Genomic DNA, 19,308 nt, shown 5'->3' with positions numbered 1-19,308 from the left:
ATGTTCCGCAGGGGCCGCGCTTGCGCTTCATCCTTTGTCGTGCCGCGAGGCAAAGTCAGATCGCTCCCGAGGGCGACCGCATGATCAGGGATCTCAAATAATGGAACAGCTTCTCCGCGCACGCCGCCGGTCGATTCTGGCTGGTACGGCTCTCATCGCACTCAGTGCATCTGCCACGCCGGTATTCGCGCAGGCCAAAACGCAGACTGGCTCCGGCGAAAGTGCCGCTTCCGGACAAGGCGACATCGTCGTCACCGGATCGCGCATCGACCGCCCGGGCTATGAATCGCCTACGCCGCTGCTCCATGTAACTCAGGAAGACTTGCAGATCGTCAGCCGGCCCAACATTGGTGCAGCTCTGGCTGACCTCCCCCAGTTCAAGGCCTCGCAGTCACCGCAGACCTCTGGGACCAACGCGCAGGCGGGCCGCTTTCCCATCAACATCCGCGGTCTGGGCGAGACTCGCTCGCTTGTTCTCGTGGACGGTCGCAGGCTTGTCAGCGACAACGATCTTAACACCGTCCCTTCGATCATGGTCAAAAGCGTGGACATCGTGACTGGGGGTGCTTCCGCGGCTTGGGGATCGGACGCGGTTGCGGGCGTGGTCAACATGATTGTCGATGGGGATTACGAAGGTATCCGCCTCGGCGCGGAAGGCGGAATTTCGTCGCGCGGCGATGCCGGGCAGGTGAGGTACGAAGGCAAGTACGGCACAAGTTTCGCAGGCGGTCGCGGCCACCTTGTGATCGGGGGCGAGTTCGTCGACAACAAGGGCGTCCTCAAGAAGACCGACCGCAAGAACACCGGGCGCTTTGCTACCGTGCGCAATGCGCTGACCCCCGACGTTGGCCATGCCACGCGCCTGATCGGCGGCTACATCACCTCGGGCGCACTACGCGGGTACGGCTTCAACCCCGATGGCACTTTGCGCGTGCCGGATATCGGCACTGTGGTCGGTACTAACATGATTGGCGGTGAGGGCCCCTCGGACGATGAGCGCAGCCCGCTCATCACCCCGCAGAAGCGTTACGCCGCACTTGCCAAGGTTTCCTATGAGCTGGCCGACACGCTCAAGCTCAGCGCGGACTTCCGCTACTCGCGCTATTACAACAATTACACTTGGTTTGGTGACCACACGAACAGCGTCACCATCCGTTCGGACAACGCGTTCTTGAACGAATCCATCCGGCAGGCAATGGCCGCCGCCGGGCAGACCAGCTTCACCATGGCGCGCTATAATGCGGACCTGGCCTACAGCACCATCGATCTCGATCGCCGCAGCGTGCAGGGCACACTCGCCCTTGACGGCAGCTTCGGTGGCGGGCGCTGGCGCTACTCGGCCTATTACAGCCATGGGCAGTACCGCAACAAGATCAACACTCCCGGTTTCCTGCTGACACAGAACTTCGCGAACGCAGTCGACGCAGTGGTTGACCCTTTGACGGGAAATGCCGTTTGCCGCTCAGGCGCGGCAGGCTGCGTGCCACTGAACCTGTTCGGAGAAGGCGCGCCGTCGCAAGCAGCGATCGACTACGTCACAGGCACGCCGCGTTCGAACAGTCTCAACAAGTTGGATACATACGGGGTCTCGCTGCGCGGGGAGCCCTTCGACCTCCCCGCCGGGCCCGTCTCGATCGCGATCGGCGCAGAAGGACGCAGCCTTTCGACGAATACCAAGGTCGGGGAACTTGACGCCGCGCGCGCGTTCTCGACGTTCTATTTTACATCACTTCGCGGCAAGTACGACGTGAAAGAAGCGTTCGGCGAAATCATCGTGCCTTTGATCAAGGACGTTCCGGTGCTTCAAAAGCTGGAGCTGAACGGAGCCGTGCGCGTGTCGGACTACAGCACCAGCGGCACGGTATGGTCGTGGAAGCTGGGCGCCACCAACGAGTTCCTTCCCGGCGTGATCGGCCGCGTCACCCGTTCGCGGGACATCCGCGCGCCCAACATTAGCGAACTCTACTCGAACCGAACGGTCAGCTACGTCAACGTCGTCGATCCGCAATTCGCGGATGAAGGCAGCCGCAGCGTGCTCGTCTACGGCGGCGGCAACGCCGCTCTCCAGCCCGAAAAGTCGGACACCTGGACCGCCGGCGTGACCACTGCTCCCCTGCGCGGCCTGACTGCTTCAGTCGACTACTTCAATATCAAGATCAAGGACGTCATCACCAGCATCGGCGCGCAAGTCCTTGTCGACCGCTGCCAGGGTGGTAACACCAGCCTCTGCGACTACATCACACGCGACGCGACCGGCCGGATAGCCAGCGTCGCGTCTTCGCAGGTCAACCTGTCGCAGTTCAGGACCGACGGGGTCGACGCTGAAATTGCCTATACCCTGCCGGTCGAGAACGAGGCGAGCGGCCGAGTGATCTTCCGCCTCGTCGGCACCTGGGTGAATCATTTCACGACCGACGACGGGACGACCAAGATCGAGTACGTGAAATCGCAAGGCTATGCCTTCGTCAACGGCGTGCCGCGCATTCGTACCAATGCCTCGATCGGCTATTCCAGCGATGGATTCAGCGGGCTGGTGCGTGCGCGTTACATCTCGTCGGGCTATTGGAACCGCACCAGCGCCACGCCGATCACCAACAACCGCATTCCTGCTTATACATATATCGACCTTCAACTGAGCCAGAAAGTGCCGTTCGGCAATGGGGGCAAATCCTTCGAGGTCTACGGCAACGTGGCCAACCTGTTTGACAAGGATCCTCCGCTTAGTTCCGCTTTCTCGCCTTACTACGACGTGATTGGACGCTACATGACGATCGGCGCGCGCCTGGAATTCTGAGGCCGCACGCTTTTCGCTTTCGCCGCCGCAAATGGGGAGGGGGCCGCCTGCAAGATGTGGGATCGGGGCACGCGGGAGATCGAGTGCCCCGTCATGGACGGGCCCTGAAGCAGGCCAAGCGCGCCCAGCATCGCCATACAATACGCGGCTATTCGCCTGCGCAGCTCCGCCGTTTAAGCATGGATCCCCTCATATCAGGAGGGGAGCGGCCTCAGTATTCGAAGGACGCCGCGTTGCCCTGCTTTTCATCGAAGTCGGCAGCGGTGCGAACCGCGAGAGCGACATCGTGCTGGCTCATTTCCTCGAACCACTGCGCCTCGCGCTTGCGGGAACGCGGCCATACCTCGTCAAGCGTCGCGGCATCGTAGAGGCGGCCGTTCTGCATCACCAGCGACAGGGATCGGGTGTTGCGAATGTCAGTGGTGGGGTCATCGTCCAGCACCAGAAGGTCCGCCAGCTTGCCCGGCTCAATAGAGCCCAGGTCCAGTGCCCGCCCGATTACCTCGGCCGAACCAATGGTTCCGGCGTGCAGGATTTGTAAGGGGCTTGCGCCGCCGGAGGCCATCGCTTCCAGCTCCCAATGAAAGGACAGCCCCTGCACGACGCCGTGCGCGCCGACACCGAGCAACCCGCCGGCTTTGCCGATATCGCTGGCCTGCCTGGCAAAAAGTGCGAAGCCTTGCCCTTCCGCCCGGTTCCACGTAACGGAATCGCGCTTCGCAGCGAAAGCGAATTCGGGGACGAACCGCCCCAGCTTGCCGTCGAAATCCTGCTGATGCCCTGCCGCCATCGCGCCCATGGCGCTCGGTGCGCCGTAGAGCACAAGAATCGTCGGCACCGTTGACAACCGGGAGCGCACCAGCATCTGAACCATGTCGTCATGGAGCGGTGCAATCGGTAGGCTATGTTCGTTGCCGGCATAGCCGTCCAGCATCTGCGTGACGTCGAGCCGGTAATCGCTGGCGCCCTCGGTGGTGGGCATGAGGCCGAGCGCCTGTGCGCCTTCGATCAAGTGGCGGCGCTGTGCCCGGTCGCCGACCATGTACTGCTTGATGTTGGGCGTCTTGTAGTAATCAGAATAGCGTCGCAGCGTAGCAATGGCATCCTCTCGGCTGTCCATCGGGCTGTTGCGAAACACGCCTTCGCCGGTGGAGAAAGCACGCAGACCCGGCATCAGCCCCGCGTCGATCATGTCGGCATAGCCGAACACGTCAGGGTCAAAGGTCTGCACGTCCAGTCCTGCCGTCACGCCGTAGGCGAGGTTCGCAGCAAAATCCCAATGGCCGATGTCCAGGATGCGGCGGCGCGTTTCGAACCAGTGGGCATGTGCATCAATGAAGCCCGGAATGATGAATTTGCCGGTCACGTCGCGCACTTGCGTGCCCGCCGGTATTTTGAGGGTCCCGCACGGACCGAGCGCGGCAATTCGGTTGTTCTCGATTAGCAGATCGGCATTGTCGATGACCTCTTCGGCCTTCATCGTGACGATCCGCGCCCCGCGCAGCAGCAACCTGCCCCTGGGCACATCGCGCGGCAACACCACATCCAGGACATGGCCGCCGGCGCGCTGCTCGATGACGGCGGGGCCGCCACTTCGGGCAGCATCCACAGGTAGTTGCCGCACCGTGGCGCCGACGGACCATAGCAGCGAGCGCATGTCAGGAGCCCAGTCCATGTAGTCCGCGCCGATAGCAGTGATCCGCCGCGCCTTCGACGCCGGGTCGCTGACGTTTACAGTCGGCGCCGCGCCGTTCTGCGCCGGCGGTACGGGTACCAGATACAGCTGCGAGGCGAGGCGTACTAGCGCCGTGCGGCCGTCGGCGCTCAATTGCGCGTTCTTGAGGGGAGCAGGCGCATCAAAATATTGGCTGTCGGGACGGGCTACCAGCTTCGCCAGATGCCTTGCCCCGCCTTGCCCGACGACTGGGCGGGATGATATCCAGCCGTCCGAGTAATAGCGCACGCGCTCCGGATCGGGGTCGCGCCGCAGGTCCATCGCGGCGCCGACTTCGCCCAGCCTGGTTGCTTCGCCGCCGTCAACCGGTACCCGCACCAGCGTCGAGGGCAAGGGACCGAGACTTTCGGCGGTGCGGTAAAGGCGGTCGCGCTGGCTGGCCGAAAATGCGACCACGTCCCTGCCGCCAGCCAGGAACAGGGGTTCGGAATAGAATGCCGTCTGCGTCGTGATCCGGCGGGGCAGGGTCTTGCCATCCGCCGCCGCGATCCAGACATGCCCGCCTTCCTTCGCGGTCCAGGTGACGTACGTGATGAAGCGCCCGTCGTCCGACCAGCTTGGCTGCCACGCGGAGCCCGGCACGTTGAGACGGCGCGGCTTTGCACCTTTTCGGTTGGCGGCGACATATATGCGGCCCACGGCTCCGAAGACCACTTGTCGGCCGTCTGGCGAAAGGCGGGGCGTCTGGATCACCCGGACGTGGACGGGCCCTGTGTTCACCCGATACTGGCGGCGCAGCGGCAGCGGCATCTCATGCCGCACATGAGCCTCGAACGGAATGTCTGCGATAGCGCCCGAGGTGACGTCGAGCCGCTTCAGGCCGCCGTCAAGACCGACGTAGATGGCCTTGTCGTCAGGAGCAAAAGCCATGCGCGGCATCAGGTCGACGTAGTAACCGCCGGACTGCCCATCGGGATCGAGCGGGCCATGCAGTTTCCGATCGGTTCCTGTCTTCAGATCGTGCAGACGCAGCACGGTACGCTCGTGCTCGCGAGTGACGTAAGCGAGCAGGCGGCCATCGTGGGAGAGGACTGGACGCATCCCCCCGCCGGGGATCGTCAAGTCAGCGTGCTGCGTACGGGTGGCAAGGTCGAAGCGCGCAATGGTCCAATGGGGCAGGGCGCCGCTGCTCCACGTCGTTCCCGCCTTGGTGGCGTAGTAGAGGCTTTTGCCGTCCGGCGAAGCGACAACGCCCATCGCATTTCGCCGCTGCGGATGGGGGTCGTCACCGTTAGGCTGCGCTTTCACCAGCACTTCGTGCTGGCCGCTCGCGACATCGAAGGACCACAGCTCGAACGCCAGCACGCCCCAGATCATGCGCGACACGTAGAGCCTCCTGCCGTCCGGCGACCACGCAGGCGAGCCGTAGTGCGGCGCGCCGTATTCTTCCTGGGAGATCCGCCGGGCATTCGTGCCGTCGGCATCGGCAATCCAGAGATTTTCGCGGCCGTCCCGATCGCTGACGAAAGCGATTTGGCGGCCATCGGGAGAGAATACAGGCTGCGTCTCGAAGGCATCGCCTGTAAAAACCGCGCGCGCCTTCCCGCCTTCCGAGGCAAGCGCGTAGATGTCGCCCAGCAGATCGAACAGAATGGTGCGCCCATCGGGTGATACGTCAAGCGCGGGCCAGGTGACTTGTCGGGTATCGTACTCGATCAGCCGGCCGGTCAGCGGCGGCAATGTGTCCGCCGCCGCGGTTCCTGCCGCAAAGATGCTGGCAGACAGTGCCATACTTGCTAGAAGCGCCGTATCCGCCAGCCATGTTTTCACTGCATTACCTTTCGCGCCTTATGCTCTGGCTTTCTTTCGCGTTGCCGCGCCTTTTGCGAAACATCCAGTTGGCGAAAGCGTGACGGGTCCAGTCGCCGCGCCAGTGTCAGACCGTGCTTAGCAAGAGGCTGGTCTCGCTGTTCAGCACCCCCTCGATCATGCGCACCTGCCGTAGCACCCGGTCGAACTCGGACAAGCTGGAGGTGCGGATATCCGCCACCAGATCCCAGTTGCCGTTAGTGGTGTGCAGCGTCTGGATCTCGACAATACCGCGCAGTTTCTGAATTACTTGGGTGGTCGACTTGCCGGTGATCTCGATCATCATCACCGCGCGCACGGACAGATCCTCATAGTCGTCGCGCACGCGCACCGTGAAGCCAAGAAGCGTTCCGGTGTCGGTCAGGCGGTCGAGCCGGTTTTGCACCGTACCGCGCGCCACGCCCAAGGCGTCTGCCAGTTTGGACACCGACGCGCGGCCATCCGCGCGCAAATGAGCGATGATCCGCCGATCAAGGTCGTCGGGAATAAGCTTGGCGGGGGAGGACAAGGCGAGAGGGTTCCGTCTACGCAGGTTGCGCAAAGATACGATTAAAATTGCTCAAAAACTTGCAGTCTGCAAGCCATCTTTGCGATTTTTACCACCATAACCTCGGTCTAGGCTGGCCTCGCTTATTCCAGCAAAGGACAGATTATGGCCCCGCCCCCTTCACCGCTTGCCTACATTCCCTTCGTGAGCGTCGAGAACATGATGCGGCTCATCCATCATTTCGGAATCGAGCATGTATTGCGTGACCTCTCCGCGGAGATCGAAGCCGACTATTTGCGCTGGTCGCTGTTTGAAAAGACGCCCCGGCTGGCCTCTCACTCGCAGGAAGGGGTGATCGAGCTGATGCCGACTTCCGACGGCGACGCCTATGCCTTCAAGTACGTCAACGGCCACCCCAGAAACACCGCCAGAGGCCTGCAGACCGTAGCGGCCTTCGGCCTGCTCGCGCGTGTGGACACCGGCTATCCGCTGCTGCTGACCGAAATGACGCTGCTGACGGCGCTGCGTACCGCCGCTACATCGGCAATGGTGGCACGCCACCTCGCTCCCGCCGATTCGCGCGTTATGGCGATAATCGGAAATGGCGCGCAGGCCGAATTTCAGGCGCTGGCCATGAAGGCAATCGTCGGCATCGGCGAAGTGCGCCTTTACGACATCGACCCCGAGGCTACCAGCAAGACCGTGCGTAACCTCGCCGGGGCGGGATTGAAGATTGTCGCCTGCGCATCTTCCCAGGAGGCAATCGAAGGCGCGCAGATCATTACTACCTGTACGGCAGACAAGGCCTATGCCACGATTCTGTCGGACAACATGGTCGGCGCCGGAATCCACATCAACGCGATCGGTGGAGACTGCCCCGGCAAGACCGAGTTGCACCAAGACATCCTAGGGCGCGCGGCCACGTTCGTGGAGTTCGAGCCGCAGACCCGCATCGAGGGCGAAATCCAGCAGATGGATGCCTCTTACGCGGTAACCGAGTTCTGGAAGGTTCTGTCCGGCCAGGCGCAGGGCCGGACCGACGCCCGCCAGATCACCCTGTTCGACAGCGTCGGCTTCGCGATCGAAGACTTCTCCGCCTTGCGCTACCTCCTAAGCAAGCTGGACGGCACGGATTTCTTCCAGCAACTGGACATCATCGCCGATCCCGACGACCCGCGCGACTTGTTCGGCATGTTGCAGCGCGCGGCCTGACCTGACCACAGGGCTTGGCCGGCAAAGAATGGAATAAGCGGGCATGGTCCCGCGCCGCCATACGAACTTGGACCTTTACGGTGCATCTGTCGCAGTGAAGAAGCGGCTGACCTGAGATTGGAGACGACTACGATGGGCGAAACGATCCTTGACTGCGTGACGGTAAGCCGCCGCAAGGTTCTGGCCTCGGCGCCCGTCGCGCTGACGACTGCCGCCGCGCCCGCTTTCGCGAAAGCTGCTTCCGCTGCCGTCAGCAACGAAATCGTCATGATGACCGCGACCGACTTATCCGACGCGATCCACCGCAAGGACCTGTCAAGCCGCGAGGTTATGATGGCCCATCTGGCGCAAATCGAGAGGCTAAACCCGCGCTTCAACGCCATCGTCTCGCGCGTGGACAGCAATTCCCTGCTGCGACAGGCAGCTGCAATGGACGAGGATGCCGCCGCCGGTCGCTTCCATGGGCCGCTTCATGGCTTTCCCCATGCTGTGAAGGATACTGCACCGGTAAAAGGCATCGCCAGCACGCAGGGATCGCCGATCCTGCGCAACAATATTCCGGCTGCCGACAGCCTAGTCGTGTCGCGGATGCGCAAGGCGGGCGCGCTCTTCGTCGGCAAGACCAATGTTCCTGAATTCGCGCTCGGCTCACATAGCTACAATCCGCTCTTCGGCACGACCCACAATGCCTATGCTCACGGCAAGGCAGCAGGCGGCAGCACCGGTGGCGGCGCAGTGGCACTGGCGCTTCGTATGCTTCCAGTGACCGATGGCAGCGATTTCGGCGGATCGCTGCGCAACCCGCCGGGCTGGAACAATGTCTTCGGCCTGCGCCCTTCGTTCGGCCGCGTTCCATCCGTTCCCAACAGCGACCTGTTCTGGCAGAATTTCGCCACTTCCGGTCCGCTGGGCCGCACTGTGGCCGACCTTGCCATGCTACTGTCCGTGCAAGCGGGGGGCGATGTCCGAGCGCCGTTTTCGCTTGGAGACGATCCAGCCCTGTTCGCGGGATCTCTCGATCGGGACTGGAAGGGCGGCAGGATCGGATGGCTCGGGGATCTCGGCGGCGAGCTGCCGATGGAAGCAGGCATCATGGAAACCTGCACGAAGGCGCTCAAGGCGTTCGAAGCGATCGGCATGCAAGTGGAAGCCGCGAGGCTGGCCGAGCCTGCCGCAGACATGTGGCAAACCGCGAAGACTTTGCGCCTGTGGTCGGTCGGAGCAGACCTCCAGGCATTCTACGACGATCCCACTAAGCGTGCGCAGATGAAGCCGGAAGCGATCTGGGAAGTTGAGGGCGGCATGAAGTTGACCGGCCCGCAGCTGGCCGCTGCCTCCGAAGGCCGCACCCGCATCTACAACGCATTCGATGCCGCGTTCGAGCACTTCGACTTTCTGGTGCTGCCCACCGCACAAGTCTTTCCCTTCGACGTGAGCGAGCACTGGCCGACACAGATCGCGGGTAAGGCCATGGACAGCTATCATCGGTGGATGGAAGTAACTCTGCCAGCGACGATGGCCGGGCTTCCTGCGCTGGCGGTGCCGGCGGGCTTCGGCGGCGCGCTAAAGCTGCCTATCGGCCTTCAGATCATCGGCAGGCGACATGCCGATCTGGCTGTTCTGCAAGTGGGCAATGCTTACGAGAAGGCGTCGCCGTGGATCGCGCAAAGCTTGCCCTCGGTGCTAAACGGTTCGAGGTAATTCCAAATCAAGATCAAACTTGATCGCCGGAGGATCGAGATGTCGAGGCTGTTGGAGCCAGTTCACGTAAGCGCTGCGATCCGCTCTAGAACGGTTCTCAAAGAGACTAATCCTATACATGGCGCTTTAGGCGGAGGCGGATAAGCAGGCTGCAACCAATATATTTGTAACACGCGGCCTTCGCTTCGTGGGAAAGAACTGTTCGGTGCTTAGCAGGTATGCGGCTGCTTCGTTCAGCGGCTTCCACGATTTGTCGAATCGAACGCGTCGAGTAGGCGAGCAATGACCTGGGTGTCGGGATGGGCTTTCGCCGTGGCGCCCCGGAGATTGGCCTCTGTGGCAAACGACCGGCGCTCGAACGCTTTACCGGTCAGCTTCCCGGCCACATCGGCGGCGGCGTTAAACGACATGAGATCGCCATAGAAGGCGAACTTGCGAGTGGGTATCGCTGCGATCAAGCGCGGCGTGCGCCAGTCGAGCCCCGCGTTGAAGGACGACACCGCAGGCCTGAGGCGTACAGCTTTTGCCGATGCCATGGCCGGGCCGAGTTGGCTCAAGCAGCGTTTGTATTTCCACTACCCGAGCCCCGATCTTGACCTTCAGGGCGGCGATCGAGGGCAAGCCCGTCAGAATAACAGAGCGTAAGCACCTTGGCGTAAAAAGCGGCGCTAGAGGACCGGAAGGGGCCGGTGATCACTTCTCTACTATACCTACTAGAGCTCGAAGCTTCTCCGCGTCAGCCTGGGTTGCCGGATTGTAGACGATCATTCCGAGCTCCGGCCTGCCCTCGACGGCAAAAGACGAAAACTCTAGTTTCACAAGCCCTGCCACCGGATGGCGGATCCGCTTCACGCCCTCGCTGTGGGCGACGACGTCGTTATCCTGCCAAAGCATCTGGAATTCCGAACTGAGCCGACTTAACTCCTCGACCAACCTGGCGGCATCCACGCTGTCTTGCGCCCCGGCCCTTGCCACGTCAGCCCGGAAGGCGCCGACGACGAAACGCGCAACGCTGTCCCAATCCTCGTTGCGGGTCCGGCCTTTGCCATTCGTGAACATCAGACGCAGGATGTTGCGCTGGTCCGATGGCAACAGCGAATAGTCCGTGAGCAGCGCCGCTGCAGCTCCGTTCCAACCCAACACATCCCAGATTGCGTTTTTGATGATCGCCGGACTTAGCGCCATTCCATCGAGCACTCGCTGCAATCGCGGGGAAATCCCGTCGACCGCCTGATAGCGCGCCTCGGGCGGACGCCCGAGACCCAGCATGTACAGATGTTCGCGCTCAGGCTCCGTCAACATGAGACTTCTGGCGATCCGGTCCAGCACGTCGGCAGAGGGGGCTCCGCCCCGACCTTGCTCCAGCCAGGTGTACCAAGTCGGGCTAATGTTTGCCCGGCTTGCAACTTCTTCACGGCGCAGTCCAGGCGTACGCCTTCGCCCGCCGCCCAAGCCAAAGGCCGCTGGATCGAGACGCGCGCGGCGATCCCGAAGATAGATGCCTAGTCGGTTCGACCTGTCGCCGGCCATGAACGATCCTGTTGCCGTTTATACCATGATAAAGTCACTACTTTAACAGGTTCAATCTAACCTCCACAGACTGTCTCCGCAATCAGGAGACTTATCATGCGTGTATTTCTGACCGGTGCGACGGGGTTCATTGGCTCCCACATAATTCCTGAACTTCTCGGCGCCGGGCATGAGGTGCTTGGTCTCACCCGTACGGACGCTGGCGCCGGCCAGCTTGAGGCGGCCGGCGCAGCGGTTCATCGTGGTGATCTGGAGCAGCCCGAGACGCTTGCCAAGGGCGCGGCATCGGCCGATGCAGTGATCCACTGCGCGTTCGATCATAATTTCGAAACCTTTGCGGAGAATGCCAAAAAGGACGCGCGCAATATAGCTGCGATCGGCACGGCGCTGGAGGGGACGTACAAGCCTATCCTGATCACGTCGGGAATTGGCATTGGTACCCCGCTGAACGGCGGCCCAGCGACCGAAGACATACTAAATCCGCGCCACGCCAATCCTCGCATTGCAACGGAGCTGGCCGGTGCGGCGCTGACCGCGCAGCGAATCGACGTGCGCACGATCAGGCTGCCGCAGGTGCATAATACCCTCAAGGCCGGCTTGGTCACGCCGCTGGCGGCCGAAGCGCGCAGGGCGGGAGCGGCAGCGTATCTTGGAGATGGTCAAACCCGGTGGGCTGCAGCGCACGTCAGCGATGTCGCGAGGCTCTATGTTCTCGCGTTGGAAAAGGGCGAACCGGGCGCGCGATATAATGCGTCAGTGGAAGAGGGTGTCACTGCGCGGGCGATTGCCGAGGCGATCGGACTGCGCGTCGGTTTGCCGGTCCGCTCGATTGGGCCCGAGGAAGTCAATCGATACTTTGGCTGGATGGCACCTTTCGCAGGATTGGACATGATAGGGACGAATGCCTGGACCCGGGAGCGTCTTGGATGGAATCCCAACGGCGTAGACCTGTTGTCCGACCTAGCTGTCATGGATTATGCCTTGCCTGTTGAAAGGATTGCCCCGATCGCTGGAATGTGAAAGGCACTCCTTCGCGGCTCCTATGGAAGCTGGCAGCTTAATCGCCCAGCGGTCTGTCCCCATCGAGACAGACCGCGGTGAGCCTACTCAGGGAGGCGTCCTGGCATCACTGGACAGAAGGCGATCGAGCATGGACCTAAAAAACCTCAAGAGCAGCCCCGCCGCCGTAGTGGTGCTGCGCCTCGGCTAGCGCGGCGAGGACACTGCCCAGGACCAGCGCACTGGCTCCGAGCAGGACGGTCACTCCGCTGGCGTTTTCGATGTCACTGGTCCTGGGTAATCTTGGACGTCTGGATCGACATCGTCTTGGCGGGGCGCGTGAACTTGAAGTCGGAAATCTACAGCGCCAGCGCGGTGTTCCATGTCAGCTCCGCCGAATATGAAGGATGCATTCTGTCAACGCGGTCGGTGATGACGATCTCAAGCGGCAGCGGGATCTTGCCGCGCGCGATCCGGAGCTGCCAGTCGAGGTCGGGACCTTGGAATGCGAACTGCTGCGCGAAGTAACCGTGACCCTACGGGCCTGCATGAAGTCTCTCCTCTATGTCTATCCCAACGGACCCCTTGGTACGAAATCCGGGGAAACCCCTTGGTCCGTGAGTAAAGGCCGTGAGAGGGCGGGGCGCGAAGGGGGCGCCGCTACAAGGACATGGTCGGAAGGATCGCCATGCGTAGCAGCCCGTATACGCAGGCGGCGGCGCCCAGCAGCGTCAGTGCGCCGGCCAGATGTTTGCGGTCGAAAGTCTGCGCGATGCCGCCGATGAACAGGCTCAGCGCGAAGATCACCGTCGCGGCGACATAGGCGTCGCTGATGTCGTTGAAGCGCTGGCCCCGCTCGAACTGCTCGTCGGCGCGCTTGTCGAGCGCCGCGGCCTCGACCGCGAGGCGAGGGGCGTATTCGCGCATCACGAACGGTGAGTGCGGCGCCTTGGGATTATGCATCGGCTCCAGCGCGATCCAGGCGTCGAACGCCTGCCGGAATTCAGGGCGGAAGCGCTCGTAGTAGAAGCGCTGCAACAGCTGGTCCTTGCTGGCATAGGCGTTGAGCCACTGCGTGAAGAGAAACAGGTCCGCGCCTTGAAATTGCCCGTTTTCCGTCGCGAGAAGACCGGCACGGGTGCGGGTAGCTCCTGCTTGCGTATAGGCGGACGCCTGCTCCCCGTCCCATAGCGCGGCCTGGAAGGTCGCCCACGAAGTGAGGAGGGCAGAGATTGACAGCACGATCGCGGCCAGTGTGTCATAGGCCGCGCCCGAGCGCCACCAGGGTTCTTTTTCGGTCATGGCGCCAATTGTGGCGGACGCTTCCGCCGTGGCTATCGGGGGCAACCCGAGCCCCAATCATGAAAATGACTGAGCTGCGGGAATGACTCAGCTGCGGAACGGCCCGCGCGCCATCGAGGGCGTCCGCGCGCCGCCCTAGGGACAACGCTGACAGACCGGCGTGATCCTGTAGAGCCGGGCGCAACGCAACTTCGGTTCGGCGCTGATCGTATTGGGCGTGCTGCTGCTGGTCGGTGGCATCGTGCGGCTCCTGCAGCATGTCTACGAACTGCGCGGGGTGCGGCCTCTTATGGCGCAAGACGGCTGGTCCATGCCAAAACCCGGTTAGTGATTCCGGCCAACCTAATGATGGCGGTGCTTCTGGTCGCGCTCTGCGTTGCGGCGTTCATAAGCATCGTGTTCGACTTCGCGCTGTCTCAATGACCATGGCCACGTGCCCGCAGCATGCCGGGACGGGGCCATGGAATGGATCCCGGGCGGCCACTTCGCGATGTGTTCCAACCATCACTATCCCAAGGAGAAGCCCGAGCGCATCATGGAGGTGCCCGGCTTCTGGATCGACCGTGCTCCCGTGCACAGAGCCCAGTTCGCGGCCGAGACCGGCCATCGCACCTCGGCCGAGATCGCGCCGGACCCGCGCAACTATCCCGGGGCGCTGCCGGAGATACTAGTACCGGCTTCGCTGGTCCTCCAAGGACTCATCCGCCCCGTCGATGCCAAAGGGCCCGCTAGCCCGTGGTGGGACTATCGCGCCGGTGCTGACTGACCTCGTCCCGCCGGTCCGCCAGCCGCATCGACGCCCTCCCAGACCACCCGGTCCGCCATGTCGCACTCGCCCGTCGAGGGATACGCCGCATGGACGGGCTTGTCGCTCTCCTCCGAGGCGGAGTGGGTGTTCGCGGCTCGCGCCGGCGGCAAGGGGACCGAACTTGCCTGCGGCGACGACCTCGTCCCCGGCGTCCATCACGCGAACGTGTGGCAGGGGCAATCCCCTTACGCCAATACATGGGACGACGGCTGGCTGCGAACCTCCGCCGTGGCGAGCTATCCGGCCAACGGCTACAGCCTTGTTGATATGATCGGCAACGTCTGGGAATCGACCGGCGACTGGTGGTCGCTGCCCCGGCGGCGGGAAAGCCTACGGTGGGAGTTGCTGCGGTGGCCAGAGGCCCGGCGACGGCGGCGAGGCGATCAGCGTCGATCCTGCCGATCCCCCCGCCATCTCCTGCCACGTTCTGAAGGGCGGGTCAAACCTGTGCGCTCCCAGCTCTCGGCGGCGTTCCCGCCCGTCGGTCCGCCTCGCACATCCAGTCGATACGTCCACGTCGCATATCCGCTTTCGGTGCGGGCGGGCGAGGCCTTCGGAAACAGCCAGCGACCGATGGCGAGGCCAATCGCGAGCGGTACCACCAGCCCGACGAAGATGTTGCGCGCCACGATGCCGATGGGGAACTGTGCATGGACATCGTAGAGCCGGGCGCCCAGCGCGCCGAGCGCCGGCACCGTTAGAAGCGCCATCAGCGCGGCGGCGCCCTGCAGTCCGGAAATGTAGCCTGCGTTGCCGCCCAACTTCATCGCCTTTCCGGGCATCAGCGGCGGAACCGGGGAGATCGCCATCAGGAAGATGCCGGCCTTGGCGGCATTTGAGATCGGAAAGGCCGACACGGTCGCGACCGCAGTAATTACCGGGATGACGACAATGGCCACGAAAGCGCGGGCCAGCAGGGAGGGGTGGGCCACGACGAAAGCGAAGTCCCCGCGCGAGGACGCGATTCCCGCCGCCACGACGAGTAGGGCCAGGCTCACAGTCAGTAGGATGGGCAGGAGGTGCTTGAGAATTTCCATGGGCGGCTCCTCTTCGAGAGGGCGCCATCATCCGGGTTCCGCCGCCGGTTTTCATCGGGGAAACCCCGCAGCCTGGCCGCGAAATGCCTGCAGATCGGATAATCCTATATTCCCCATCAGGAACATCCCCAGTGGCGGGGTTCGGCTACTCGGTACACGCTTCCTGACCGGTTTACACAAATGCCCGGACAAGGAGGCAGTCATGAAAAAAATAGCGGTCAGCGTAGCCCTAGGGGTCTCGCTCGTGGCCATAAGCGGTAGTTCATTAGGCTCGAGTGCGTTGGGGCAAACTAACGACCATGCACCAGCAGCGCTAAAATCGGCCGAGGAATTGAAACACGATAAGAAGGAGTCGTGGACCTACATCAAGCCCGACCTAAGCCTTGGAGAGTACGATGCCATCCAAATCGTGCCCACAGTGGTTTATCAGGGGCCCGATGCGCAGTTCGACAACATCCCGATGGCGGAGCGCGAGAAGTTCGCTGGCATCCTGACCGAGGCGCTGAAGGAGAAGATGGTGAAGTCGTTCAAGGTCGTGGGTGCCCCCGCGGCCGACGCAATGCGTCTTAAGTTCACCATTGTCGGCGCAACAAAGACGACCACGGGGGTGGGCACCGTGTCCTCGGTCATGCCGATCGGTGCGCTGACCAATGCCTACAAGAGCATCACCGGGCAGAAAGGCAGCTTCTCCGGCTCGGTCTTACTGGCCTTTGAGCTGTTCGATTCCAAGACTGGAGAGTTGCTGGCCGCCGCCGTACGGCGCGAAGCACCCGACGCTCTCGATATCACCGCCACGCTTTCCACCACTGACACCGTAAAGGCGGTCGCCTCGGCAGTGGCTGACAAGCTGCGCGCGCGACTGGCTGCGGCGAAGTCCGCCGCCCCTGGAGGGCGCTAACCCTTCCTAAAGAAGGAAATGAGCGAAGAAAATTCTTGGTATGCGCTCGAGGGATATTTGCCCCGTTTGGCCGAAAAATAAATGGCCACCCTTCCATGCCTTTGCGGCGGCCAAGATCGCGGACACGCGAAGCGCGAGCAGGTGAGAATGAGCCTCGTTCCGTGGCGGATGCGCGAGGACCGAAGGCGATGCTGGATCGCTGGCGAGGCAGCGGCTGTGCACTGCGCTGCAGTGTATCGGCCTGGGACATATGGGAAACGTCCCGGGAAACTGAATATGAAGTACGGCCACCAGCGAACGGTGCGATTGAGCTGCATGGGTGGCATAGGTATGACCTTGCGCTCGCACCCCGCGCCATCAATGGAATGACGAACGCAAAATTGGACCAAACCTGCTTCAGAAGACCTCGCCAATGCCGAAATAAATTGCCTGCGAGTCTTTGCCTATCGCCAAGTCGAGCCTCAGATTGATGCCAGTTTCCTTTGACGCCTTATAGCGCACGCCCATGCCGGCACTGGGTAGCATAGTGGTATCCCCCAGATCACCGAGGCTTTTGGCGATGCCGCCGACACCGGCAAACCATACCGCCCCGAACTTCTCGTTGAGCTTCTGGCGCCATTCAAGCTGCGCCGCCCAGGAGGCGCGGTCGCGGTAGCGTCCCATCTCGTAGCCCCGCAGTTCACCAGCCTGACCGTACATGCACAAGTCGTAGAATGGTCCGCCCTTCGATACCGCACATACCGTGCCATTGACCGCCAAGGTCCCCGTCGAGGTCACCGGGAAGTAGCCGTTCGCCGCGAACTGCCACTTGTTGTACGTGAAATCGCTGCCAAGGTCCTTGAAGTTAAATGTGCCGACCAGCGTGATGTCAGTTCCGGTGCGAGGGGCGAACTGGTTGTCCCGGCTGTCGTAAGTGATCGAGGGGCCGATTCCGGAAATCATGCTCTTGAACTCGGGGAGTGGCAGGTCGGCATTGGGAAACAGTGGGTTTTCGCGCCGTATCTCGTTGTCGAGGTCCATCACCTGGTACCGCCCGCCGACGTAAAGGTAAGGCGCGACGCGGTACTGGCCTTGCGCCAGTCCCATGATACCTTTGTCGACCAGTTTAATCGACACGTCACGGTCACCGGCCGATCCACCGATGCCGTAGAAATTGATGTTGATGTTGGCATAGCCCCCAAACAGCAGGACCTTGAACCGGTCATCCGCGAGTGACATGCTGTGGAAGGCAGCGCCGCCCCAGCTCTTGTTGCTGGTGTAGAGACCTCCCGCACCCGTGACCCAAGGCGAGTCGCTTCCGTTCGGATTGTAGAACATGACCGCCGCTCCCATCAGACCAGCGCCCAAGGTTGGATTTGTTAGCGGGATCGGCACAACCAGCAGGTCGGGCTTCATCGTCTTTAGCTTTTCCGGATCTTCTTCCGCGGCGGCTCGCGCGGTAGAAGCGGTGACGGAGCCAGTAGCCATCTCCGCGACCTGGTTCTGCGCCAGAGCTGACGTCGGCAGGCCCATGGCGAGGATGGGTAGAATTACACCCAATCGGGCCGAACTCGTGTGCGCGACCTTGGACATTCGTTTTCTCCTTACAGTGCGCGTGCGCTCCAGCCGGTATCGCTCCGGCCTTTTGTCATTCGGCCCCGTGCGGAGGCATGATCATCTTCAGCGGCAGCGAAAGACTGACCATTACCGCGCTCCCTTCGAGCCGGCGCTTGGCGTCGAATTCCTTGAAGGCCCGGACACGGAACGTAGCGGGGCTTCGGCCCATGACGGTGTTGTAGGCGGCAGTGACACCAACGCCTGTCACCTCGCCTTCGTTGGGGCCGAGCACTGCGCCGGGGCCGCTGTCGGCACTGATCTGGTTATAGTAGTAGCCCTGCACGCCGGCAGAAAATTTAGGCGAGAAGGTCTTTTCGATCGCCGCTTCCACATGGAATTCGTTGCCGCTGTCGTAGTCGGTGTACCTGTTAGTGCCGTTGAAGGTCACGCCCGCCTTGGCGCTGACGTCCCAGCCCGACTTTGTGTCGTGCCAGCTCGCCGCCAGCGAGACGTCGGCAGCCCAGCGATGGAACGAGAGGTTGGCGAGCTGATCCTCGCGGTAATGGCCGACGGGCACGTTGACGAGGGTGCTGGCAGTGACGTGCAGGTTGTCCCATTTCCAGCCAAGTTCAGCTGTGGCGAGCGGGTCGCCTACTGTCAGTGTGCTGTCGGGCCGGGACACTTCCAAAACTTGCCCGCGCGGGCCGCTCAGGACGGCAGAGGCATCGACCATGGGAGCGCCGATGGGCAGGGCCAAGCCCAATGCTACCGTCCCGCCAAGAAAGTTGGTCGAAGGAACCCACAAGGCGGTGGTGAACTGCGCCACGATCGTCGCATCGAGGCCCAGAACGACTTTGCCGCCCACCACCAAGCTGCGATCCGCCGCGATGTCGCCGTCGTAGTAGTAATAGGTATTGTCGAGGAACAATCCCTCCACCGGAGGCAGTACGGCCGCCTCCGGCCCTCCCGATCCCAGCAGGTAGACGGAGCTGCCACCCTCGGCGGCATTCGCTGGTTGGCTAAGGAACGCCAGGCCGCTCAAGGCGGCCACGGCCATGACGTTCAGCATGCCAGGCTTCGATATCCTTTTGTTCATGGGGGCTCTCGGTCCGCTGCTGGAGCGGACAGATTGCGACAGGGGGGGGACGGGGCTGAACTGGTGATTTCCCGCGGATTCGCTTCGGGCTATCCGCATGGCCGGTCGGACCTGCGGGTTATTCCGGAACAAGCTGGGGACCGCCGAATGGTCTCACGCCCGTCAGGCAGCCTAGCGGCGCCCGAAGTATCGCCTCAGAATTCGGCTAGGCCATCCTGCACTGACGTCACGAGGCGTGCTAAGGGCGTGCGCATGGGGCCGCTTTGATTACCTTTGCCGAGAGACGCCGGCGCTTTGCCCACTGCGCTCTGCCGTTCGCTGGTTCTTCCAGCCCCGTCTCGCCGACTGTTGTGCCATACCCTCC

The 19,308-nt window shown here is 62.4% G+C and carries 15 protein-coding genes and 2 pseudogenes; 8 read left to right on the top strand and 9 right to left on the bottom strand.

From position 1 onward, the window contains the following. The first annotated feature begins 34 nt into the window (after window positions 1-34). Entirely contained in the window at window positions 35-2,794 is a 2,760-nt protein-coding gene (locus EDF58_RS21970; RefSeq protein WP_243654437.1) for a TonB-dependent receptor, read from the top strand. Window positions 2,795-3,005: 211 nt separating this feature from the next. Here EDF58_RS21970 and EDF58_RS21965 read toward each other — a convergent pair whose 3' ends face one another. Next, the gene (locus tag EDF58_RS21965; RefSeq protein ID WP_243654436.1) at window positions 3,006-5,846 is read right to left on the bottom strand and encodes an amidohydrolase family protein; all 2,841 of its coding nucleotides are present in this window, start codon (window positions 5,844-5,846) and stop codon (window positions 3,006-3,008) included. 51 nt (window positions 5,847-5,897) lie between these two features. Here EDF58_RS21965 and EDF58_RS26470 point away from each other — a divergent pair, with 51 nt between their 5' ends. Next, window positions 5,898-6,140, top strand: a complete 243-nt coding sequence (locus tag EDF58_RS26470) for a hypothetical protein (RefSeq protein ID WP_243654435.1) — start codon at window positions 5,898-5,900, stop codon at window positions 6,138-6,140. A gap of 265 nt (window positions 6,141-6,405) precedes the next feature. On the opposite strand, the gene EDF58_RS21960 is transcribed toward EDF58_RS26470, so the two are convergent. Then, window positions 6,406-6,846 carry an Lrp/AsnC family transcriptional regulator gene (locus EDF58_RS21960; RefSeq protein WP_132269454.1) on the bottom strand — a complete coding sequence of 147 codons (441 nt, stop codon included), beginning with the start codon at window positions 6,844-6,846 and terminating at the stop codon, window positions 6,406-6,408. 144 nt (window positions 6,847-6,990) lie between these two features. On the opposite strand from EDF58_RS21960, the gene EDF58_RS21955 reads away from it, so the two are divergent. Together EDF58_RS21955 and EDF58_RS21950 are read left to right on the top strand one after the other, a co-directional pair. After that, window positions 6,991-8,037, top strand: a complete 1,047-nt coding sequence (locus EDF58_RS21955) for an ornithine cyclodeaminase (RefSeq protein ID WP_207913098.1) — start codon at window positions 6,991-6,993, stop codon at window positions 8,035-8,037. Window positions 8,038-8,169: 132 nt separating this feature from the next. After that, window positions 8,170-9,738, top strand: a complete 1,569-nt coding sequence (locus tag EDF58_RS21950; RefSeq protein WP_132269451.1) for an amidase — start codon at window positions 8,170-8,172, stop codon at window positions 9,736-9,738. A gap of 233 nt (window positions 9,739-9,971) precedes the next feature. Here EDF58_RS21950 and EDF58_RS21945 read toward each other — a convergent pair whose 3' ends face one another. Both EDF58_RS21945 and EDF58_RS21940 read right to left on the bottom strand, forming a co-directional pair. After that, complete coding sequence (locus tag EDF58_RS21945) at window positions 9,972-10,295, bottom strand: hypothetical protein (protein ID WP_132269450.1); 324 nt, start codon at window positions 10,293-10,295, stop codon at window positions 9,972-9,974. 136 nt (window positions 10,296-10,431) lie between these two features. Further along, window positions 10,432-11,268: a helix-turn-helix transcriptional regulator gene (locus EDF58_RS21940; protein WP_132269448.1), complete on the bottom strand. Its 837-nt coding sequence runs from the start codon at window positions 11,266-11,268 to the stop codon at window positions 10,432-10,434. Between the two features lie 96 nt (window positions 11,269-11,364). Between EDF58_RS21940 and EDF58_RS21935 the strand changes: the two genes are divergently transcribed. Then, the gene (locus EDF58_RS21935) at window positions 11,365-12,288 is read left to right on the top strand and encodes an SDR family oxidoreductase (protein WP_132269446.1); all 924 of its coding nucleotides are present in this window, start codon (window positions 11,365-11,367) and stop codon (window positions 12,286-12,288) included. A gap of 338 nt (window positions 12,289-12,626) precedes the next feature. Here EDF58_RS21935 and EDF58_RS26465 read toward each other — a convergent pair. Together EDF58_RS26465 and EDF58_RS21925 are read right to left on the bottom strand one after the other, a co-directional pair. After that, a pseudogene (locus tag EDF58_RS26465) lies at window positions 12,627-12,776 on the bottom strand (DUF2092 domain-containing protein); the annotation flags it as partial. 151 nt (window positions 12,777-12,927) lie between these two features. Further along, window positions 12,928-13,569: a hypothetical protein gene (locus EDF58_RS21925; protein ID WP_132269444.1), complete on the bottom strand. Its 642-nt coding sequence runs from the start codon at window positions 13,567-13,569 to the stop codon at window positions 12,928-12,930. A gap of 433 nt (window positions 13,570-14,002) precedes the next feature. On the opposite strand from EDF58_RS21925, the gene EDF58_RS26720 reads away from it, so the two are divergent. Both EDF58_RS26720 and EDF58_RS26715 read left to right on the top strand, forming a co-directional pair. Beyond that, the gene (locus EDF58_RS26720; RefSeq protein ID WP_347812902.1) at window positions 14,003-14,335 is read left to right on the top strand and encodes an SUMF1/EgtB/PvdO family nonheme iron enzyme; all 333 of its coding nucleotides are present in this window, start codon (window positions 14,003-14,005) and stop codon (window positions 14,333-14,335) included. Between the two features lie 57 nt (window positions 14,336-14,392). Beyond that, a pseudogene (locus EDF58_RS26715) lies at window positions 14,393-14,635 on the top strand (SUMF1/EgtB/PvdO family nonheme iron enzyme); the annotation flags it as partial. Between the two features lie 125 nt (window positions 14,636-14,760). Here EDF58_RS26715 and EDF58_RS26455 read toward each other — a convergent pair. Continuing rightward, window positions 14,761-15,414: a hypothetical protein gene (locus EDF58_RS26455; RefSeq protein WP_243654434.1), complete on the bottom strand. Its 654-nt coding sequence runs from the start codon at window positions 15,412-15,414 to the stop codon at window positions 14,761-14,763. A gap of 202 nt (window positions 15,415-15,616) precedes the next feature. Here EDF58_RS26455 and EDF58_RS25975 point away from each other — a divergent pair, with 202 nt between their 5' ends. Further along, window positions 15,617-16,312 carry a DUF3313 domain-containing protein gene (locus EDF58_RS25975; protein WP_165921523.1) on the top strand — a complete coding sequence of 232 codons (696 nt, stop codon included), beginning with the start codon at window positions 15,617-15,619 and terminating at the stop codon, window positions 16,310-16,312. A 396-nt stretch (window positions 16,313-16,708) separates the two neighbouring features. Here EDF58_RS25975 and EDF58_RS21910 read toward each other — a convergent pair whose 3' ends face one another. After that, window positions 16,709-17,884: a BamA/TamA family outer membrane protein gene (locus EDF58_RS21910; RefSeq protein ID WP_132269441.1), complete on the bottom strand. Its 1,176-nt coding sequence runs from the start codon at window positions 17,882-17,884 to the stop codon at window positions 16,709-16,711. A gap of 55 nt (window positions 17,885-17,939) precedes the next feature. Then, on the bottom strand, window positions 17,940-18,944 hold the full coding sequence (locus tag EDF58_RS21905) for a transporter (RefSeq protein WP_132269439.1): 1,005 nt from the start codon (window positions 18,942-18,944) through the stop codon (window positions 17,940-17,942). Window positions 18,945-19,308: the final 364 nt, after the last annotated feature.

Source organism: Novosphingobium sp. PhB57, assembly GCF_004342985.1.
Taxonomy (GTDB): Bacteria; Pseudomonadota; Alphaproteobacteria; order Sphingomonadales; family Sphingomonadaceae; genus Novosphingobium.
Note: the sequence above shows the minus strand (reverse complement) of the source record. Positions and strands in the feature narration are given on the sequence as shown.